Source organism: Chitinophaga sp. (assembly GCF_036569185.1).
Classification (GTDB): Bacteria; Bacteroidota; Bacteroidia; order Chitinophagales; family Chitinophagaceae; genus Chitinophaga.
Map to the genome: position 1 here is coordinate 50,831 of NZ_DATCRD010000026.1, position 19,983 is coordinate 70,813.

The 19,983-nt window shown below is 47.8% G+C and carries 15 protein-coding genes; 7 read left to right on the forward strand and 8 right to left on the reverse strand.

The features are described from left to right. Positions 1–203: 203 nt before the first annotated feature. Positions 204–1,484 carry an OmpA family protein gene (locus tag VIM72_RS01965; RefSeq protein ID WP_332001189.1) on the forward strand — a complete coding sequence of 427 codons (1,281 nt, stop codon included), beginning with the start codon at positions 204–206 and terminating at the stop codon, positions 1,482–1,484. A 38-nt stretch (positions 1,485–1,522) separates the two neighbouring features. Here the strand turns inward: VIM72_RS01965 and VIM72_RS01970 are convergent, their stop codons facing one another. Then, positions 1,523–3,436, reverse strand: coding sequence for a DUF3857 domain-containing protein (locus VIM72_RS01970; protein WP_332001190.1), 1,914 nt, complete (start codon positions 3,434–3,436; stop codon positions 1,523–1,525). 3 nt (positions 3,437–3,439) lie between these two features. Beyond that, entirely contained in the window at positions 3,440–5,470 is a 2,031-nt protein-coding gene (locus VIM72_RS01975; RefSeq protein WP_332001191.1) for a DUF3857 domain-containing protein, read from the reverse strand. 52 nt (positions 5,471–5,522) lie between these two features. On the opposite strand from VIM72_RS01975, the gene queG reads away from it, so the two are divergent. Beyond that, entirely contained in the window at positions 5,523–6,437 is a 915-nt protein-coding gene (gene queG, locus VIM72_RS01980; protein ID WP_332001192.1) for a tRNA epoxyqueuosine(34) reductase QueG, read from the forward strand. Here the strand turns inward: queG and VIM72_RS01985 are convergent. After that, a complete protein-coding gene (locus VIM72_RS01985) occupies positions 6,434–7,234 on the reverse strand; it encodes a hypothetical protein (protein WP_332001194.1) in 801 nt (266 codons plus the stop codon). The two genes, queG and VIM72_RS01985, sit on opposite strands and share 4 nt — an antisense overlap. Positions 7,235–8,220: 986 nt before the next feature. On the opposite strand from VIM72_RS01985, the gene VIM72_RS01990 reads away from it, so the two are divergent. From VIM72_RS01990 to VIM72_RS02000, 3 genes are all read left to right on the forward strand, one after another. Continuing rightward, positions 8,221–8,766, forward strand: coding sequence for an alpha/beta hydrolase (locus VIM72_RS01990; protein WP_332001195.1), 546 nt, complete (start codon positions 8,221–8,223; stop codon positions 8,764–8,766). A gap of 237 nt (positions 8,767–9,003) precedes the next feature. Next, the gene (locus tag VIM72_RS01995) at positions 9,004–10,833 is read left to right on the forward strand and encodes an alkaline phosphatase (protein WP_332001196.1); all 1,830 of its coding nucleotides are present in this window, start codon (positions 9,004–9,006) and stop codon (positions 10,831–10,833) included. 398 nt (positions 10,834–11,231) lie between these two features. After that, positions 11,232–13,985 carry a glycoside hydrolase family 2 protein gene (locus tag VIM72_RS02000; protein WP_332001197.1) on the forward strand — a complete coding sequence of 918 codons (2,754 nt, stop codon included), beginning with the start codon at positions 11,232–11,234 and terminating at the stop codon, positions 13,983–13,985. Here VIM72_RS02000 and VIM72_RS02005 read toward each other — a convergent pair. Then, a complete protein-coding gene (locus VIM72_RS02005; RefSeq protein ID WP_332001198.1) occupies positions 13,977–14,681 on the reverse strand; it encodes an NUDIX hydrolase in 705 nt (234 codons plus the stop codon). The two genes, VIM72_RS02000 and VIM72_RS02005, sit on opposite strands and share 9 nt — an antisense overlap. 77 nt (positions 14,682–14,758) lie before the next feature. Next, entirely contained in the window at positions 14,759–15,421 is a 663-nt protein-coding gene (locus tag VIM72_RS02010) for an HAD family phosphatase (protein ID WP_332001199.1), read from the reverse strand. Between the two features lie 383 nt (positions 15,422–15,804). Between VIM72_RS02010 and VIM72_RS02015 the strand changes: the two genes are divergently transcribed. Together VIM72_RS02015 and VIM72_RS02020 are read left to right on the forward strand one after the other, a co-directional pair. Next, the gene (locus VIM72_RS02015; RefSeq protein WP_332001200.1) at positions 15,805–16,605 is read left to right on the forward strand and encodes an alpha/beta hydrolase; all 801 of its coding nucleotides are present in this window, start codon (positions 15,805–15,807) and stop codon (positions 16,603–16,605) included. A 23-nt stretch (positions 16,606–16,628) separates the two neighbouring features. Beyond that, the gene (locus tag VIM72_RS02020) at positions 16,629–17,474 is read left to right on the forward strand and encodes a hypothetical protein (RefSeq protein ID WP_332001201.1); all 846 of its coding nucleotides are present in this window, start codon (positions 16,629–16,631) and stop codon (positions 17,472–17,474) included. Here VIM72_RS02020 and VIM72_RS02025 read toward each other — a convergent pair. From VIM72_RS02025 to VIM72_RS02035, 3 genes are read right to left on the reverse strand one after another with little or no spacing between them, the layout of a single operon-like run. Further along, positions 17,468–18,574 carry a hybrid sensor histidine kinase/response regulator gene (locus VIM72_RS02025; protein WP_332001202.1) on the reverse strand — a complete coding sequence of 369 codons (1,107 nt, stop codon included), beginning with the start codon at positions 18,572–18,574 and terminating at the stop codon, positions 17,468–17,470. The two genes, VIM72_RS02020 and VIM72_RS02025, sit on opposite strands and share 7 nt — an antisense overlap. After that, positions 18,571–19,158, reverse strand: a complete 588-nt coding sequence (locus VIM72_RS02030; protein ID WP_332001203.1) for a chemotaxis protein CheB — start codon at positions 19,156–19,158, stop codon at positions 18,571–18,573. Before VIM72_RS02030 ends, VIM72_RS02025 begins: the two co-directional genes overlap by 4 nt. Beyond that, the gene (locus VIM72_RS02035; RefSeq protein WP_332001204.1) at positions 19,158–19,979 is read right to left on the reverse strand and encodes a protein-glutamate O-methyltransferase CheR; all 822 of its coding nucleotides are present in this window, start codon (positions 19,977–19,979) and stop codon (positions 19,158–19,160) included. Before VIM72_RS02035 ends, VIM72_RS02030 begins: the two co-directional genes overlap by 1 nt. Between the last annotated feature and the right edge of the window lie 4 nt (positions 19,980–19,983).

A 19,983-nucleotide genomic window follows, 5' to 3' on the forward strand; every position in this document is an offset into this window, starting at 1 on the left:
TTTTTAAAAATCAACATATTACCAATATCGCTTTATGTGTTTAAACTTATATCCGCCTGTTTATTCTTACGGGAATCAAACAACCCGGCAGGCTCCGTTGTTATAAAGATCCCTGAAGTACAAACTGTACATTCCTGCTTACGGCCGGATGATTTAGCATTAAAAACTGGTCACCAGATTCTTCATCACTAAACCCTACAATTATGTCTTTCGATTTACTGGAAAGCGCCAAAAGTATCTTCAACAGCAATGTCGTTAGTCAGGCTTCCTCACAACTTGGAGAAAGTGAAGGCGGCATTCAGAAAGCCATCAGTGGTATTATACCGGTTGTATTAACCGGCCTTCTCAACAAGGCCGGCTCCTCCGGAAGCGCAGGCAGCCTGCTCGACCTTGTAAAAGGAGCAGCCGGCGACGCCAATCCATCTGCCATTTCCGGTGCGCTGCAGGGCGGCGCAGGGGGATTGCTCAGCAAAGGCGCCGACCTGCTGCGTAATTTGTTCGGCGACAAAGTAGGCGCTATTACCGGCATGTTATCTTCCTTTGCCGGCATCAAGGAATCATCCGCCAATACATTGCTGCAATCAGCCACTCCGGCCACACTCGGCACAGTAGGGCAATACGCAGCTCAAAACAACCTCTCTCCCAACTCCTTCCTTTCACTGCTTGATTCGCAAAAAGATAAAATACTCGGCGCTATACCAGGCGGTTTAAACATTGCCGGTATACTGGGCCTGGCCAATATCGGCGATCTCGGTAAAAAATTAGGCAGCCTGCTTCATATGGACACGGCTGCCACCACCGGCGGTGCTGTAAACATCAAGCCGGAAGCAAGATCCGGTGGCAGCAGGTGGATATGGTCGTTGCTGCTTATCCTGGTGGCAATTATCCTGCTGTGGTACCTGATGCGCGGTTGCGGCGGTAATAAACGCGATAGCGTTCCTGCCACCGACAGCGTTACTACCAGCCAGCTGGCAGATTCAGCAACTATGACCGTTACTGAAGGCGGTCCGGTGGTAACCCGTGAAAGCATCAAAGTAACATTGCCCGATGGGGTTGTACTGGACGCATACAAAGGCGGTATAGAAGACCAGCTGGTAGTATTTCTTAAAGATAACAGCCGCCCGGCTGGTAAAGATGTATGGTTCGATTTTGATAATCTCAACTTCAAAACCGGCAGTGCAGAGCTTACAGAAGAAAGTATGAAACAGGTGGGCAATATTGCCGCTATCATGAAAGCCTTCCCCAAGGCTAAAATAAAGATCGGTGGCTATACAGACCGTACCGGCGACAGTACCATTAACCTCCGCCTTTCCAAAGAACGTGCAGAGTCAGTAGTTACCGCATTGAAGAAGAGCAATACCAACGCCGCACAGTTGCTTGGCGCTGAAGGCTATGGTTCACAGTTTGCGAAGGCAGCTGCGGATGCACCTGAAGAAGAAAGGAAAAAAGACCGGCACATTTCGGTAAGTGTACGCGAGAAATAACATCGATAAATACGAAGGGAAGGCTTGATCGCCTTCCCTTATTCTTTCACCAGCACCAGCTTGCTCCTGTCGGACCTGAGCATAGTGGCATAAAACTTCACCAGTTCAGGATAATCCGCCGCAGGAAATGTTCCTGCTTTACTTTCCACTTTTCGTATATAGCTCAGCGTATTTCCCTTAATGCTCACCACAGCGCTGTAACTGCCAAACTTAGCGGTTAAGGCCACCGGCGCCGGCAGCGACTCCGGTTTATAACCCGCCGGTAATGTGATGGTCACGCTATCCACATCGCGGTAGGCAAAGTCAAATTTAATATCCGACTTACGGGGAATGTCTGCTTCCAGTTTCACGCCGCCACGTGTAAGGATATTGGGGACAAGGAACATTCGTTTACCCGTTACCGTTGCATAGTTATTTCCTTTGATACCCAGTTTTTCTTCAATGGAAGGTATCGGTGTTTCCAGTTCCGTACAGTTATAATCATTGATATCATAGCTGGAGAGATTCAATCCCTTACGAAGTACCTGCAATTGCTTTTCACGGCTCAGCGAATGCAGCATATCATGCAAATGATCCTGCTGAAGCCCGCTGTAAACAGTGGTGGCCTTTATATCAATATTCCCGGTACTATCAATAACAGCGTTTACATGGCGCAACTGTTCATTGCAGTCCATTCCATACACCGGTGTGTGGATCAATTTGCTATCCTGCGCATCTACCAGCAATACCGGCCGGTTGTCGGTGAAGTATCCCAGGTAACCCGCAGGCACTGTATTACTGGTACATTCCAGCCAGGTAGTGTCTTTTGCATCCGGTACACAAAGAATAACATGGTTAAATTGTGAAGAGGGGAAGTCTTCCGGCAATGTATGCTCATCCCTTCCCGCTTTTACCAGCACACAGTTTGACCTGATACCCGCTTCCTTCAGTAATGCCATCATATAATTAGACAATGCCTTGCAATCGCCGTAGCCATTTGCTGCCACAGAGGTTGCATCAAAGGTTTGCCATCCTCCTATTCCCAGCTGGATACTGATATAACGGTTATTTTGTTGCAGGAATTTATACAACACCCTGATTTTTTCATGGCGGTTGCTGATACCATCTGTGAGTTCATGTACTTTTGCTTTGATATTATCAGGCAATACATCCCTGCCTTCGTTAAGCTGGTATATGAAGTTTCCAAAATCCTTCCAGGTGGTCATTTTGCCCTTATAGCGTCCCATCTCGAAATCTGTTGGAGCCAGGAAAACGCTGGGGGTGCGCTGGTATAATTCCACCGGGTAATCCTCATGCCTGAGAGGGGCCAGCTGGTTAACCTCCCAGGTAAGGGCTTTGCTGCCTTTCTCTGAAGTGGTTACCGGTTTGCCTTCATAACAATAACTGCGGTAACGCAATTCATAGTTCTCCGGGAAAATGATGGTAAGCCGGCTCTTTTCCACGGCGGTTGAAATGTTGTCCTGTGGCTGCCAGTCCGGTATCCAGTTCATTGTGCTAAAGCGCATTTCTATTGAGTATTCTACCGTATACGGATATACGTTATAATAGAAATTATGCAGCTTTGCTCGGGCGTCAGACATCAGGCTGCCATCTCCTACGGCGCTCACATCACGGATCTCGCTTTGCTTCAAACGTTTCAGCAGCTTGCCATCGGCGTCATATAATGCCCCACTGACGGAACGGATTTCCCGTAGCTTATCATAGTACGCCTCCAGGCCCACTTCTTCCGCGCCCGCTTCATCCAACACGGTAACTACTGTATGTGACACCAGGCGGATATCGGTAAGATCATTCACTTTCACCGTTTGCTCATCAATCCTTTTTACAAGGTGCGCATTCTTCTTCAGCGAATCAGGAATGGTTCCTGCAGGGTAGACCGGGTCGCCGGCCCATGCCGACTGCGATACCACCGACAGCAACAGCAGGGTACTTATCATTAAGCGCTTGCCCATAACTTACTTTTTCTTTTTTAAGACAATCTGTTCTGCTTCTTTCTTTACAACCAGGTCGTAAAAATCGCGAAGCGTGGCATAATCTTCCGGGTCAAAATTGGCTCTGTTCAATTTTACACGGCAACGCAGCTGTACACGGTTTTCTGTTTGCTGGATAAGATACTGGAACTGCCCCTCATTTTCATTATAATTGGCCATGGCAGATTTAGGTAATTCATCTACTACGTACCCGTCCGGCACCTCCAGGTTAAAGGAATAAACTTCATCATATACGCTGTTCATCTCCACCGGGAACTTACGCTCCATTGCCTTAAAGGGGTTGCTCTTATAGGCCTCCGACAGGAGGGGGTTGATATATATTACATCTCCGTCGCCCACCTGCATTTTGAATTCATACTTCACCATCACCGGTGATTCCAGTTCTTTCAGATCCTCTATCGATTTATTCTCCAGTTCTATATCCCCGGTATATGATTTTGACACCTGTTTAAAAAACTCGTCTGCACTCTCTTCTTTTACTTTCGTTCTTATTTTATAAGAACCAAAGTAAGTAGGCCGTTGCATAAAAGTTCCGCTGATCATGCCATTTTCGATTTTTCCAAGCATCACACTGGTAAACTGCTGCTCTTTCAGGGAATCGGCACCCAGTATCACCGGCGTGGCAAAATCATCCAGGGCGCGCGCTGCGCCGTTATAACACTCCGCCGGTAATTTCCCGAAGCCCAAAAGAGGCCTGGAGGCATCCAGTTTAATGTATTCTTCTCCCAGGTTCACACCGGCAATCACGTAATTAAAGTGAGTATACAGCGGGTAAAACTGGAATACGTATCCATTGTCGCGGGTGCTCAGCAACAGCGGCGTGGCAAACAGGCCGGCTTTCTTCAGCATAGCCACCAGCAGCATATTGATATCAGACACATTCCCGTTCTTTGAATTAAACACGGTTTTGAGCGATTTGTCCATCCACAATGCGCTGTGATCTGTACAGGTAAAATTATCGCGTACCCAGGCATAAATCTTCTGTACTTTCTCCTTATCGGTTTTGGCATCTTTTACCAGTTCTGTTACCTGGTCGGAAAGGAAACCATTATTGGCATTCAATACACCGCCCAGGTCTTCATCCTTCATCAGGTCTTTCATCAGTTCCTCCCAGGTGCTCTGTACCGGCTTGCGGGGCTCTCCCGGCCAGTTGTAAGCGGATAACTGGAATTCCACCCGGTTGATATAGTTATCGATCGTAGTGATATAACTCTCTTCATTAATCGGCGGCACATCCTTCAATGCCCATTTGTAAGTTGTTATAGAAGGCGTAACAGTTACGAGGTTAGACGGACCGGTGGATCCGCTCGATTCATTACGGAAGGTAAAGGTGGAGCGGGAAAATGTTTTGGTTTTAACCACGTATGGCTCATATCCCTGTGGGATCAGCATATAGTCGAAATACTCGGGAATTGCCACGCTGTACTCGCTCCACAACCGGGGATACTGCCCCTGGAAATTCCAGGCGCGCAGATGCCGGTAATAGGGCGAGGCAATAGTATAAACGTATTCAATGATAGTGCCCTCCTTTACTGCGGGCAGGGTAAACTTTTTTACGAGCAGGTTCTTATCCTGCTTATCATTGAATACATTTTTGCTCTCCATTTTCGTTTCCACTATTTCCCCGTTCTCAAGGTTATAGGCAGTAGCTTTCAGGTTGAGCAGTTTTTCTTCTGATGTGCCTGATTTGTAGATGGGTACCCGGACAGTGGCCACATCATAACCGTTCTTGTCCATAATTTTGATACGGCGGTGTACTTTATACACCAGGCGCAGATCATTTCCATCCGACTCAAAAATGGAAGAACCGATCTCAGACAGGATGATAGCGTGCGCGCCGGTATCCTTCTCTGATCTTTTAACATCAAATTCTTCTTTGGAAACCTTACCAAATTTCATCTTGCTTCCATCCTGGGCAAAGGTGGAAAGGGCGAACAAACAGCCGGCAACAAGGGCCAGCAAAACAAAGGTATAGCGCATACAGTTAACGGGCATATGGGATATATATGCGGGGCTAAGATATAAATAATATGCTAATTTTGCCCGGATGACCCATACTTTATTCATAAAAGAGCTGGCGAAGGAATTAGGATTCGACCATTGCGGCATTGCGAAAGCGGAACAGCTGGACGACGATGCGCGCCGGCTGGAAGCATGGCTGAATAAAGGAATGCATGGCAGCATGCAGTATATGGAAAATCATTTCGATAAAAGGATAGATCCACGCAAACTGGTAGACGGCGCCAGGTCGGTGATCACGCTGCTGTTTAACTACTTTCCTTCCGAACAGCAACGCTCCGATGCCCCGCGTATCTCCAAATATGCTTATGGCCAGGACTATCATGAGGTGATCAGGGCGCGACTGAAAACGATGCTGCTGCGGATGCAGGAACGTATCGGCCCTGTGCAGGGCCGGGGCTTTGTAGACTCTGCGCCGGTACTGGAGCGGGCCTGGGCCGCCCGCAGCGGGTTAGGCTGGGTGGGTAAAAACGGGAACCTGATCCATAAACAGGCGGGCTCCTTCTTCTTTATTGCCACACTGATCACTGATATTGAACTGGAATATGACGGGCCTGTGGCCGATTACTGCGGCTCCTGCACCCGCTGCCTGGACGCCTGCCCCACAGAGGCGCTGGTAGCGCCCGGCCTGGTGGATGGCAGCAAGTGTATTTCTTATTTTACCATAGAGCTGAAAGAACAGCTGATCCCTGATAAAATGAAGGGACAATTTGATAACTGGATGTTTGGCTGTGATACCTGCCAGGATGTATGCCCCTGGAACAGGTTCTCCAAAGCCAACCGGGAAGCGGCATTCACGCCTCTGCCAGCCATCCTTGATTTTTCTACCCGCGACTGGGAAGAACTGACGGAAGAAGCCTTTAAAAACATCTTCCGTCATTCCCCTCTTAAGCGCAGTAAATTTGAAGGTATCCGGAGAAATATCAATTTCCTGAACAGTTAGCGATTGGCGGCTTTAATCAGCCACTGAGCCAGGTCTGTGGCGGCTTCATAGTTCTGGAAAGATGCCGGCAGGATCTTTCCAGCCACATATTCGTTATAAAACCAGGGGTCGCCAACGGCAAATACCTTTCCCCTTCCAACTTCCGCCACCGCCATAATCACATGGTCGCCGTCTTTGTAAACCGCCCGTGCAGGCGCTTTCAGGGTTAAGGTAGATAGTTCCTTGATATATACCTGTCTTCCTGCAGAAAATATTTCATGCCCTGCAGGGATGTGGAAAGTGCCCTGTTCAAAGTTCCTCCCTTGCACCCGGTTACGGCTATCCCCGTTAAAATGAATACCAAATTTCCCGCTCAGCAGGTTAAAGTGCTCAAATTCGGCATTGGCCGAATCGTTCTCCAGCAATACCAACACTCCGCCTGCTTTTACCCATTCATAAATGGTACGGGCGCTCTTTTCATTCATATAGTTAGGCCGGGGCGACTCCTTTTCCGTATCGGGATCAATTATAATGTAGATACCGGTATTTTTCAGGTTGGCCGCGGTGGGCGCCGTTAACAGGCTATCCCTTTTTACCCCCAGGGAGTCGAAAATATGCCCCCAGAGCGACACTCCCCCGTTATCTGTTTCCCCCCAGATGTAATGCCACCTCTCCGGGTTGCCGGCTTTATCCTTTCTGAACTCGCTGTTGTAATAATAATCGAGCGTTACAGTGCCCCCCTTTGCGGGCGGTTGCTGTGCAATAGCGGTCATTCCCATTCCTGCCAACAGCATCATACATAAAGTAATACGTTTCATGAATTTTCAGAATTGGCAAAAAAAGTACTCAATAATCTTTAAAGATTATAACCCATTCTCCTGAAATTATCCAGCCGCAGAAAAAAATAAGGTCCCGGGGTGATTTTAATCTTTTTTTAAATATTGTTTGCTAATTTCTTGACAATCGTTTTACCTTCACCTACTTTTGTATAGCAAGAAGCAGGCTATCCCCATAAAACCGCAAATATCATTTATCATATACCGGCATGCCGGATTTTTAGCTGATTAACTTTTTATGGACCTGAGTGCCATAACGTGGAATTTTAGCAATAAAGGTCGAATTCTTTCGACCTTTCCTTTTTTATATCCGTTTTAAGATATTTTGTTGTGTAACATTTAATATCCTTACCTGAATCAATTTGCTACCTTCAGGATACCAGGTTTAACATAATCGCCCCATATCTAAAACATACCCGTACCCTCTGATTCATGACCTCCCTTTACTTTTGTTTTAACACGTTTTGAAGTAACACGTTTTGAAAATGCAGAGGTACCACCCAACACAAATTTTACAATCATACATATATAAAGGCGTTACCATCCAGGGATCATTTACGCAAACGGTTAGGATAAACGGCTCAGATACCTGCCGGGGTAATAACGCGACTTATCATATTATCAGGCTGAACAACAATGAACTGACGCTGGTGCCGTGAGTGGCAATAGGCATCATCTCCGGCTGTTCAAGCGCAAGGGTTTTGTATTTTAAAAATCCACATTATGGCCCCCGGTGGGGATCTCCCTGCCGGGCCTTTTAATAGTTTTTTTTGAAGAGATGATAAAAACGATAACATATATCATAAATAATCAGGATACTCAGTATTAATCAATGCTGTTTTGGTTGTTACCTGTTGCCGGTGCTTTTTAGCTCCGGCTATTTTTTTGATTGTCCACCCTTCCGTCATCCGCTTAATTTCTTATTTGATGATTCTTTATTACCTTTCAAGACACAACGCCTCTAAGTCATGGAAATTAAAGTACTGACCGCGCCAGGGCTGGGGAGCTCCGGTGATTTACACTGGCAGACCCTATGGGAACAGTCTATAGCAGGAACAAAACGGATTGAGCAATCAGATTGGGATGCGCCGGTATGTGCCAACTGGGTAGCACAAATAGAGAAAGCAGTCGCCGAAGCCGGACCGCAGGTGGTAATAGCTGCACACAGCCTGGCTTGTATTGCGTTGGCCCACTGGGCTGGCCAAACCGGCAGGAAGATACGCGGCGCATTACTGGTAGCGCCGGCGGATGCAGAAAGGCCCGGTTTCCCGCCGGAAGCCACCGGCTTTACGCCTATCCCTTTGGTTAAACTGCCCTTTGAAAGTATTATTGTTGCCAGCACCAATGATCCCTACTGCTCGCTGGAAAGGGCTGCTTTCTTTGCCCGGCACTGGGAAAGCCGCTTTGTAAATGCAGGCGCCAAAGGCCATATTAACAGCGAATCCGGGCTGGGTGAATGGCCGGAAGGACAAAACCAGCTGAAAGAACTGGTGCAGAACTGGCGAACGCTCTGACGCCACAGGGCTCCTCACATCAAATTTTATTGCCCGCAGGCAACGTTTAACCTGTTTTTTCATTTTCCTTTATTCCACTTTCCTTACCGCGTAAATAAGATATGATGCCGGAAGTATTGACTAAATCGATTTTTTCAACCGGGAATTAACATAAAGATAAACAAGGACGGTGCTGCATGCTAACAGGATTATACCACCTTTGCCCGCTGAAACTTTAAAACTATCTTTTACCATACAATGAAAAAAGCACTGTTCTTTTTATCCGGTGTAATGATGGCCGCCGGGGCATCTGCACAAATAAAACAGTATACGATGGCCCAGGCCCACTCCCATAACGACTATGAGCGGGCCACTCCTTTTTATGCAGCGGCTGCCCTGCAATTCGGATCTATTGAAGCAGATGTGCACCTTAAAAACGGCGTTTTATATGTAGCGCATGATGCTACTGCCATACAACCGTTCCGCACATTTAAGGAAATGTACCTGCAACCAGTGCTCCGGCAGTTTTCCCTTTACAACGGCAAACCCTACGAAGGCAATGCGCCCATGCAGTTGCTGATTGACCTGAAAACAGCCGGCACTCCTACCCTGCAGGCATTACAGGAACTGCTGCTACCTTACCGGAATTATTTTGACCGCAATACCAATCCATCCGCCGTAAAACTGGTGATATCCGGCAACCTGCCACCTATGGAAGATTGGCAGAAGTATGATCCTATCTTCTTTTTCGATGGCCGGCCCGACAGCGTATACCCGGCAGCGTTACAGCAACGCATTGCCATGGTGAGCGTGGATTTTCACTCCTACAGCCACTGGAACGGCAAAGGCACACTGGTGCCGGATGAACTGGAAAAAGTAAAAGCCGTGATCAGCAAAGTGCACCAGCAGGGACATCCCTTCCGCTTCTGGGGCGCCCCTTCTACCAAGTCTACCTACTACAAACTGATGGACCTGGGAGCCGACTGGATCGGTACAGACCACCCGGAAGAATTGTATGATGTGCTCCATAATACCAGTCGCACTACCGCCTCCAACATGCCCCTGCATGAAGTATACACTCCCACCTTTGCCTCAGATGCCACACAGGTGCGCTCAAAAAATGTGATCCTGATGATAGGCGACGGTACCGGCCTCGCAGAGATGTTTTCCGGCTATACTGCCAACAAAGGCGCGTTGAATATATTCCAGATGAAACAGCTGGGTTTGTCCAAAACCCAATCGACCGATAATTACCACACCGACTCTGCCGCAGGCGGCTCTGCCATGGGCACTGGCGTGAAAACACATAACCGCGCCATCGGGCTGGACAATACCTACGTGCCCATCCCTGTCATCCCTGAAATACTTGCCCCTAAAGGCATCCGAAGCGGCGTTATAGTAACGGAAGAAATTACCGGCGCCACACCGGCTTCTTTCTATGGCCATACTGCCGACCGTGACAGCACCTATACACTGGAAAAACAATTGCTGGGTAGCAAGCTGGATCTTGCCGTAGGCGGCGGCAGGGAACAACTGGAAAAAGATTTTGGCCGCCAACCAGCCTCCTCGGGCATCCGCATTTACGATAGCCTGGATAACTGGGACGCCACTACGAAAAACCGTACCCTGGTGGTCCTGAGCAGCAAAGTAGTCAGCTCTATGCGCAATGGCCGGGGCAACTACCTGAAAACCGCGCTGAAAAAAGCATTACAGCAACTCAATGCTTCCGGCAAAGGATTTTTCCTGATGGTAGAAGGTTCCCGTATAGACCATGGCGGCCACTCCAACGACCTGGACTACCTGGTACGGGAAATGCTCGACTTTGATGAAGCCGTGGGAGAAGCCCTCCGCTTTGCCGACCAGGACAAACAAACCACGGTGATCGTTACCGCCGATCATGAAACCGGCGGCCTCGCCCTGATGGATGGGGATATCGCCCAGGGCACTTTACGTGGCCATTTCGCTACCAACGACCATACCGGCATCCCCGTAATGGTATTTGCCTACGGTCCCAACTCCAACCTGTTCCGCGGCGTGTATGAAAACAACGAGATGTTCCACAAGATGCTCACTTGCTTTGGTAAGTAATGCTGGTGCGCCGCGGATTTTGTCTTGGAACACTGATTACGCTGATTATAATGATTAATTTGATTTTATTTTTTTGATTTTTAAAGGATTAAAAATTTTAGGGAGATAAAAGCAAATAATGCTTCTATCTCCCTTTCTTTTTTATTCAAATTCAACAAAATCTAAAAAGTATAATCATTATAATCAGTGTAATCAGTGTTCCAAGACAAAATCCATATCGCCGAAGGCGATTCACTTTATCCGCCTATATCTTCCCGAATCCTTTAAAATCATACATGATCAAATCAAACAAATCAGTAAAATCAGTAAAATCAGCGTAATCCTGAGTCAGACAAAATCCGCGTCAGACAAAATCCGCTTCTTTTTTATATTTTTAAAGGCATTTTAAAATTCCGGTTATGTCAGCAAGAATGGTATTGCTGCTCGCGGGCATGTTATGCCTGCACACAGCATTCGCACAGGAAACAAGATACATCTACCTTTCAGGTACAGATAAAGACCATACTGTTAACTGGGATTTCCGTTGTTCCGGTGGGCAACGCAGCGGAAAGTGGACCACTATTCCCGTTCCATCCAACTGGGAACAACAGGGATTCGGCAGCTATAATTATGGCCATGATAAAGTTAAAGCCGATGAAACAGGGCTTTACCGTTACCGTTTCACAGCACCGGCCAACTGGCGCGAGCGGCAGGTGAATATTGTTTTTGATGGCGTGATGACCGACGCGGAGGTAAAAATAAACGGCCACCTTGCAGGCGACGTACACCAGGGCGGCTTTTACCGGTTCAGGTATGATATCAGCAAATTATTGAAGAATGGCAGCAACCTCCTGGAAGTAAAGGTGAGCAAAATGTCGGCAAATGCAGGAGTAAACCGGGCGGAAAGAAATGGTGATTTCTGGATCCTTGGTGGTATTTACAGGCCGGTGTTCCTGGAGGTAAAGCCACTGATCCATATTAACCAGGTAGCTATTAATGCCACCGCTAAAGGACTTTTTACAGCGCAGGTGTCCACTTCCCCTTTGCCGGAAGGATATTCACTCAGCGCACAGGTAGTAACTATGGAAGGGAAGCCTGTTCAGCCCGCTGTAACAGTACCTGCTGCCGCCCATCACGCTGCCGCCTATACGTTGCGGCAACAAATTAATCAACCTGCCCCCTGGAGCGCGGAGTTTCCCAACCGCTACCTGGCAGTGGTGGAAATTAAAAAAGATCACCAAACCATACACCGCATCACTCAACCCTTTGGTTTCAGAACCATTGAAATAAGACCACGGGATGGCATATACGTAAACGATACCAAAGTAATACTGAAAGGCGTGAACCGCCACAGCGCATGGCCTGAAACGGGACGCACGCTCAGCAAAGCCCTCAGCATCCTGGATGTGAACCTTATGAAAGATATGAACATGAACGCTGTGCGCATGTCTCACTACCCACCGGATGAGCACTTCCTGGATGTATGCGATTCCCTGGGCCTCTTTGTACTGGATGAGCTTACCGGCTGGCAGGCGGCATACGATACCGTAGTAGGCCGCAAGCTCGTGAAGGAGTTGGTGGAGCGTGATGTAAACCATCCTTCCATCATTGCATGGGACAATGGCAACGAAGGAGGTTTTAACCGCGCCCTGGATGGCGACTATCACCTGTACGACCCGCAGCTGCGCCCGGTACTGCATCCCTGGGAAAGATACGGAGGTATAGACACCAAACATTATCCCAACTTCAACTATATCGTTAATTCAAGTCTTTACGACCAGGATATTTATATGCCCACCGAATTTATGCATGGCCTCTACGATGGAGGCATGGGTGCCGGCCTGGCCGATTTCTGGGACCGCATGCTGCAGCATCCCCGCTGCGCCGGCGGGTTCCTGTGGGCGTTCAGTGACGAAGGACTGGTACGCAGGGATAAAAACGGCATCATCGACACTGATGGCAACCACGCCCCGGATGGCATTGTAGGCCCCCATCGTGAAAAAGAGGGCAGCTTCTATGCCATTCGCCAGATCTGGTCGCCGGTACATATATCCCTGCCCGTTATAAACCCCAACACCTTCAATGGCCGTATCCCGGTGGAGAACCGTTACGACTATACGCCATTGTCCCGGTGCCGGTTTACGTGGCAGCTGCTGCGGTTTACATCTCCCGGGAAAAACTATAAAACAGACACTATTACCTCCGGCAGCATCACTGCACCGGATCTGGCGCCTCATACCAAAGGCTTCCTGGAACTGTCACTTCCCAACGGCTGGCAGGAGGCTGACGCTTTATATGTTAGTGTAGAAGACAGCTACGGGCGTAGTATCATTACCCGCAGCTGGCCGCTGCAACCGCCTTCCCATGTAGTGCGGCAGTTCCCGGGAATAAACGGCCGGCTGGATATAGTAACGGATCATGATACCCTTTCCGTGAACAATGGCACAAGTACCTATTATTTCAGTCGCACTACCGGGCAGCTGTTGCAGATCCGTACGCCCAAAGGCAGGATCTCATTAAGCGGAGGCCCTGTACTGGCAGGCATTTCCCAGGAACTGAAAGCGTTCAGCTCCGGTACCGACTCCAGCGGTTATTTCATCGCCGCCCGGTACGAAGGCAATGGTTTTCTTCATGTTAAATGGATTTTCAAACCGGGCGTCCCGGTACAACTGGATTACAGCTATAGCATCAAAGGGGCAACTGCCTTTAGCGGGATTACATTCCGCTACCCGGAAGAAAAGGTAACCGGACTATCGTGGACCGGTGAAGGTCCTTACCGGGTGTGGAAGAACAGGCTGCAGGGCCAGTTGTTTGGCAGCTGGTATAAAGCCTATAACAATACAGTAACCGGGGAAAGCTGGGAATACCCGGAGTTTAAAGGTTATCATGCCAATGTATACCAGGCTACTTTTTATACAAAGGAACAGGCGTTCACCTTTTATACAGGTAAAGAAGGTACTTTTTTACAGGTGTTCCGGCCACAGGCGCCGGCAGGGGCGGCCAACAATAATACTGCGCCGGCCTTCCCGGATGGTGATATCGGCTTCCTGAGCGCCATTTCGCCCATTGGTACCAAGTTCCAGGATGCTGCACAGATGGGGCCCGAAAGCCAGGAGAATATGATGCTGAACTATACGCCGGTGAAGGGGACTATCTGGATAGACCTACCGTAGGTTGCCGGGATCTGTCACAAAATTCAGGAAAGCATTGAACTTGGCGTTGTACTTGCGCTTGTCCAGCTTGAAGTAAAAAGCGCCGCGCTTGGAGCTGAGCCTGTCTTTATCCTTTTGTTTGATCAGCAGGCCGGTAGACAATACCTTGCGGCTGAAGTTACGTTTATCGAAAGTAACGTCATACACTGCTTCATACAGCAGCTGTAACTGTGGAATCGTGAATTTCAGCGGCAACAGCTCAAAAAGGATAGGATGTATAGCCGCTTTATAACGAAGCTTTTCCTGGGCCATCTTCACCATTTCGGTATGGTCAAAGATGAGGTCGGGCAGTTTATCCAGTGCAATCCATTCGGCATGATACTCATCGTTCATCTGCAGCTTGTACTGATTGATATCGATAAGGGCGAAGTAGGTGATGGAAACAGTGCGTTCCACCGGGTCGCGGGCAGGCTCGCCAAAGGCAAAGAGCTGTTCCATATATACCCCTTCCAGGCCCGTGAGTTTACGTAATACCCGCGCAGCAGCCGATTCAAAGCTTTCGTCAGCCTGCACAAATCCGCCCATCAGGCTCCATTTATTCTTCTGCGGTTCAAACCCGCGCTTGATCAGCAACAGCTTGAGCTCTTCCCCGTCGAAACCGAAAATGATGCAGTCAACTGCTACCAGCATTCTTGATTGCCCTGAATAACGTGTCATACCAGCAATTATTTATATAACCCGGCAATTTATGGTACACTGCCGACATTTGGAAATTATATTGAAATATTCCTTCTTTATGCGAACAGCTGTTGTAACACCGGATCGGTATAATCAGCCACAAAAGCCCTGATATTGCTGTAGGCGGCAAACTCTTCCCGTGTATGCATGGTGGTTAATACAATGGCCTCCATACCCGCATTCTGCGCAGCTTCCACCCCTTTTGGCGCATCTTCAAATACAATGCAATTGGCAGGCGATACGCCTAATTCCGACGCACATTTGAGGAAAACTTCCGGATCCGGCTTGCTGGTGGTTACATCGTCCGCACTCACAATTGCCTTCAGGTAGTGGCGGATATGCAGGTTATCGAGCACATAATTGATATTGAAAGTATTGGCTGCAGAGCCTATCGCCATAGGAATGCCTGCAGCAGCTGCTTTCTCCAGGAAGGCAGGCAACCCGGCAATCAGCTCCAGGTGGGGCCTGAAAGCCTCCTGGTACAGGACCTCTTTCTCATGGGCAATTTTCTCCATCTGTTGAGCCGTAAAATGATCTTTCCCGAACACACGTACCAACAATTCTTCATTTTTGCCGTACATATGGCTTCTTACAATTTCCCTGGGAAGATTGGCGCCCAGCTTGTTTAACATGTTATACCAGCCTTCCAGGTGATATTCCATATCATTGATCATAGTACCGTTCAGGTCAAACAGAAATGCTTTTTGCTGCAGGGTCATAATGCCTTTTTTTGTAAGGCGCAAAGATAGTGAATTAGGCGAATTTTGTCTTGGAACACTGATTACGCTGATTATAATGATTACCTTGATTTTATTTTTTTTGAATTGGATAATAATTAAAATTGAGGGAAGTATACCCGCTATATCCATCCTTCAAAAATCCAAAAAAACTCAGCGTAATCTTTATAATCAGCGTAATCAGTGTTCCAAGACAAAATCCGCTCCGGACAACTTCCGCGTAGTTCGATGGAATTAGTTATATTTGAAAATTGTGACATTCCCGGCCAGTGGCTCCAGGCATATAAATCACCCCGGAGAAATCCGGCTTCTCAGGATAACCTTTTCACCAGCTATAGTTCATCATTTCAAATATCAGTTGCAGTATGGACATCATTCAAAGAAACAATATCCATGTTACCGGTAATCCTGACAGCCCGCAGACGCTTGTTTTTGCCCATGGATTTGGCATTGACCAGACTTCTTTTTCAAAGGTGATTCCCTCATTTGAACATGACTATAAAATCGTATTGTTTGATAATGCAGGTGGCGGCAAGGCGGATAAAAAAGCGTATAGCCCAAAACGTTATGAGTCTATCCATGGCTATGTCACGGATGCCGCTGATATCATACAGGCACTTGATCTTCGCTCAGTAACCTTTATAGGACATTCAGTAAGCGGCATTACAGGCTTGCTCGCCAGTGTTCACTATCCCGGTATAATAGATAAACTGGTACTGCTGGGCTCCAGCCCGCGCTACCTGGATGATCCGAAAGACGGCTACACCGGTGGATTTGATCATCATGCGCTAAATAGCCTCTTTGAAGCAATGGAAGCCAACTACCATGCATGGGCGGCAGGTTTTTCAAAGCTGGCTATGCGGAATGAAGACAGGCCGGAACTGGCCGCCTCCTTTGCCCGCTCGCTGGAAAATATCCGTCCTGACATTGCCATCCAGGTAGCCAAAGCCATCTTTTATCTTGACTACCGGGAAGTACTGTCCAAAGTAACTTTGCCCGTATTGGTGGTGCAAACGGCCAACGACATTGCTGTACCTGCTGTAGTGAGCGAATACCTGGAGGCGCATATCCCTAACAGCCGGCGCATCAAAGTGGAAACAGAAGGGCATTTTCCACATATCTCGGCGCCGGAGGAGGTAATAGCTGCCATTCAATCGTTTCTTTAATTCATCTTTTTAATTGCATACTTGTGAGTAACTGGGAGCGTAAAGCTTTGAATTTTATCAACCAGACCAGCAAATGGGATAAGGAAAAACATATCTCCTCCTTCCTTGCCTTCAGTATTTCCCTGGTGAAAAACCTGTTGGAAGCGGATATCGCATTGCAACTGGAATTTGAAGACGAAGAAACCGCTAAGGTCAAATGCGCGTCGCCCCTTCATCTGAACGAGATGGTGCTGAACCCGGAGCCCATCAAAAAGCTGTTGTATGCAAATGGCTTTAAAACCATCTACTGGCGTGTAGTTCCGCCGGCGAAAGACAATGTGTTCAAAGAAATAATGCCGGCGCTATCGTCTGCTGTTATTATGCCGGTGAATACCAGTCCGAATAACAGCCTTCTTATTTTAGGCTGGAGTGAGTCGCCATCCTTTGATGCCGGTTTCCTGGATTGTATGGAAACGATCCGTTTACGGCTGAAAGAGATACTGGTGCAATCCCAGCAGCAGATCTACTTTCAGCGGGTGGCCATCCGGTTTGCCGCTATCCTGCATACTATCCCGCATGCGCTGGTGTTCATTAACAATGATGGATTTTCGGGATGGGTAAACCAGGAAGGCGCTACCCTCCTTGGACTGTCCGGCCCCGGAGAACAGCTCCCTGCCGTACTTTCGGATGCCATGATGCAGCTGCGGAATAAAGCGGCTAATATAGCGGCAATTGATAAAGAAGCGATGCAATTGTTTTCTTCCCCCGAAAACTCCATCCGTAATTGGACCTGGGAACTGGAGCATAATACATTGCTGGTATCATGTTTACCTGTTAGCACCCAACAGGTGAGCGGCAGGTTATGGATCTTTGAGAAGGGTGATCAGTAACCCTGTCGCCACAGGAAGTAAAAAGTACTGCCTTCGCCCGGCTGGGAATCTACCCATACCTTACCTCCCTGTTCTTCTACCAACAGCTTGAATATATTAAGACCGATGCCGGTACCCTCGCCCCGCCCGTCGTTATCCAACCGTTCAAACAGCCTGAAGATACGGTCAGTATCACGTTTTGCAACACCCGGGCCATTATCTTTTACATAAAATTCATAGAACTCTCCCTTATCCGTTCCTCCAATAGTAATTACGCCTTCTTTCTTGTCATTATACTTGATGGCATTGGAGATGAGGTTCTGAAACACCTGTTGCAGCTTCAGTTTATTAGTGAGCAGCACCGGCATAGCGCCCTCCGTATCAATACGGATGTTGGCGGGAGGGAACAACAGTTTTGATAGTTGCGCTATCAGTTCATGTACATTCACTTCTTCAATGGTTTGTTCCACATCGCTTTGCCGGGTATACTCCAGCATGGATGTAATCATTTCCGTAAGGTGATTGGTAGCGCCTAAAACAATTTTCATGTACTCTTTCAGATCCGGCGCATTTTGTATACGCTCATCTTCATTGATCAGCGCCAGCAGTCCTATAGCGCCAGACAATGGCGATTTCAGGTCGTGCGCCACTACATACATAAAACGTTCCAGCTGTTTGTTTACCTTCTCCTTCTCCGTCATGGCTTCTTTCAGCTCATACTGGTAGTGGTAGAGCTTTTCAAACACGCTCACCTTGGCACGGGTTACATTTACGTCCAGCGGTTTTGACAGGTAATCAACCGCTCCTTCCTCAAAGCCGCGCATCACGTATTGTTCGTCTTTGTTGATGGCTGTTACAAAGATGATAGAGATATTTTTTGTTTTCGGATTTGTCTGAAGAAGACGTGCCACCTCATAACCGTCCATATCGGGCATTTGTACATCCAGCATAATAAGCCCTATATCATCCTGCCGGAGTGTTGTTTTCAGTGCTTCATTTCCGGAACCGGCTTTTAAGATCACCCGGTTATCGCCTTCCAGCATATGCTCTAATGATACCAGGTTTTCCGGTTTATCGTCTACCAGCAGTATTGTAAAGGTTTTTGGTTTGCGCTGCTTCATTTCTCGGTGTTTATTTTCGTACTGATATTTCTTAAGTAACGGATCATTTCGTTTACTGTCATAGTGTGCAGGCCTGTACACTGGTTCAGGGCTGCACGGGGCATTGTACTGAACGCTGCCGTGAGGGGATCCTGTACAATTGCCATGCCACCGGACCCGGCTATACGGCAAATCCCAGCTGCGCCGTCCTTGTTGGCGCCACTAAGTAGTATGGCCAGCGTCTTTTTGCCAAAGGCTTCCACCGCACTGTCAAAACTTACGTCAATAGCAGGCCGGCTGAAATTTACGGGTTCCGAGTAATCCAGCGAAATGGTTCCATCGGCTTCTATAAGCAAATGATAATTCTGAGGGGCAAGATAGATATGTCCGGGTAATAATGAATCTTTATCATCGGGCTCTGTAATCTTCTGCTCTGCGGACAGCAGGGCGCTGAGCTCACTCTGCACATTTTTCAACCGGTGAATAACAATTACTACCGGCATAGGAAACGGTACGGGCAGTTCCTTTATCAATGCGGTCAGGACAGGCATACTACCAGCTGAACCGCCAATAACAAGGATTTTATATGACTCGGGAGTGGCCATTACATTTTACGTCTGAAAATTTTATTGGCCAGGTTTACAGTTTCAAATTTTGCCCGTTCATCATTGTATAATAACGATTCTTTAATGCCTAATGCCAGGTAGCCCAGCGAAGTTAAGCTTTCATAAAACAACTTTACCACACGGCTTTGCAGCGCCCTGTTAAAATAAATAAAAACGTTCCGGCAGCAGATAAGCTGAAATTCATTAAACACCTGGTCTGTTACCAGGTTATGCTGAAAGAAAATAATATTGCGTCGCAAAAACGGACGGATAATCGCCTTATCGTAATGTGCGGTATAGTAGTTGGAAAAATCGCTGATACCGCCGGATTGCATATAATTGGCGGTATATTCTTTCATATCCTTCAGTGCAATAACCCCGCTTTCCGCCTGCTCCAGGTTCCCCTCATTGATATCCGTGGCATAAATCCTGCAACGGTCCAGCAGTCCGGCTTCCTCCATCAGAATAGCCATAGAATATACTTCCTCCCCGGTTGAACAGCCGGCATGCCATATTTTAATAATCGGGTAAGATGCCAGTCGCGGCAGCACCTGTTCTCTCAATACTTTGTAAAAAGACGGATCGCGAAACATTTCCGTAACGTTCACAGTAATATAACGCACCATTTCCCGGAAAAACGGCTCTTCATTTAAAAGCCGGTGCTTCAGTTCAAAAGTACTGTGCACTCCTGCAAACCCCGTAAAACGGCTGAAGCGGCGTTTGAGGGAAGCCGCTGAGTAATCTGTAAAGTCGTATCCATAACGCTGCTGGATGATCCTTAACAGTTCTGTAAAATCTGTATGGCTGATTTCCTCTACCATATGC

Excerpts from the sequence above, each read along its gene's own strand:
- VIM72_RS01995 (WP_332001196.1), top strand. The coding sequence starts at position 9,004 with ATGAAAAAAGCACTGTTCTTTTTATCCGGTGTAATGATGGCCGCCGGG.
- VIM72_RS02030 (WP_332001203.1), bottom strand. The coding sequence starts at position 19,158 with ATGGCCACTCCCGAGTCATATAAAATCCTTGTTATTGGCGGTTCAGCT.
- VIM72_RS01985 (WP_332001194.1), bottom strand. The coding sequence starts at position 7,234 with ATGAAACGTATTACTTTATGTATGATGCTGTTGGCAGGAATGGGAATG.
- VIM72_RS02015 (WP_332001200.1), top strand. The coding sequence starts at position 15,805 with ATGGACATCATTCAAAGAAACAATATCCATGTTACCGGTAATCCTGAC.
- queG (WP_332001192.1), top strand. The coding sequence starts at position 5,523 with ATGACCCATACTTTATTCATAAAAGAGCTGGCGAAGGAATTAGGATTC.
- VIM72_RS02010 (WP_332001199.1), bottom strand. The coding sequence starts at position 15,421 with ATGACCCTGCAGCAAAAAGCATTTCTGTTTGACCTGAACGGTACTATG.
- VIM72_RS02000 (WP_332001197.1), top strand. The coding sequence starts at position 11,232 with ATGTCAGCAAGAATGGTATTGCTGCTCGCGGGCATGTTATGCCTGCAC.
- VIM72_RS02025 (WP_332001202.1), bottom strand. The coding sequence starts at position 18,574 with ATGAAGCAGCGCAAACCAAAAACCTTTACAATACTGCTGGTAGACGAT.
- VIM72_RS02035 (WP_332001204.1), bottom strand. The coding sequence starts at position 19,979 with ATGGTAGAGGAAATCAGCCATACAGATTTTACAGAACTGTTAAGGATC.
- VIM72_RS01970 (WP_332001190.1), bottom strand. The coding sequence starts at position 3,436 with ATGGGCAAGCGCTTAATGATAAGTACCCTGCTGTTGCTGTCGGTGGTA.
- VIM72_RS01990 (WP_332001195.1), top strand. The coding sequence starts at position 8,221 with ATGGAAATTAAAGTACTGACCGCGCCAGGGCTGGGGAGCTCCGGTGAT.
- VIM72_RS02005 (WP_332001198.1), bottom strand. The coding sequence starts at position 14,681 with ATGACACGTTATTCAGGGCAATCAAGAATGCTGGTAGCAGTTGACTGC.
- VIM72_RS01975 (WP_332001191.1), bottom strand. The coding sequence starts at position 5,470 with ATGCCCGTTAACTGTATGCGCTATACCTTTGTTTTGCTGGCCCTTGTT.
- VIM72_RS01965 (WP_332001189.1), top strand. The coding sequence starts at position 204 with ATGTCTTTCGATTTACTGGAAAGCGCCAAAAGTATCTTCAACAGCAAT.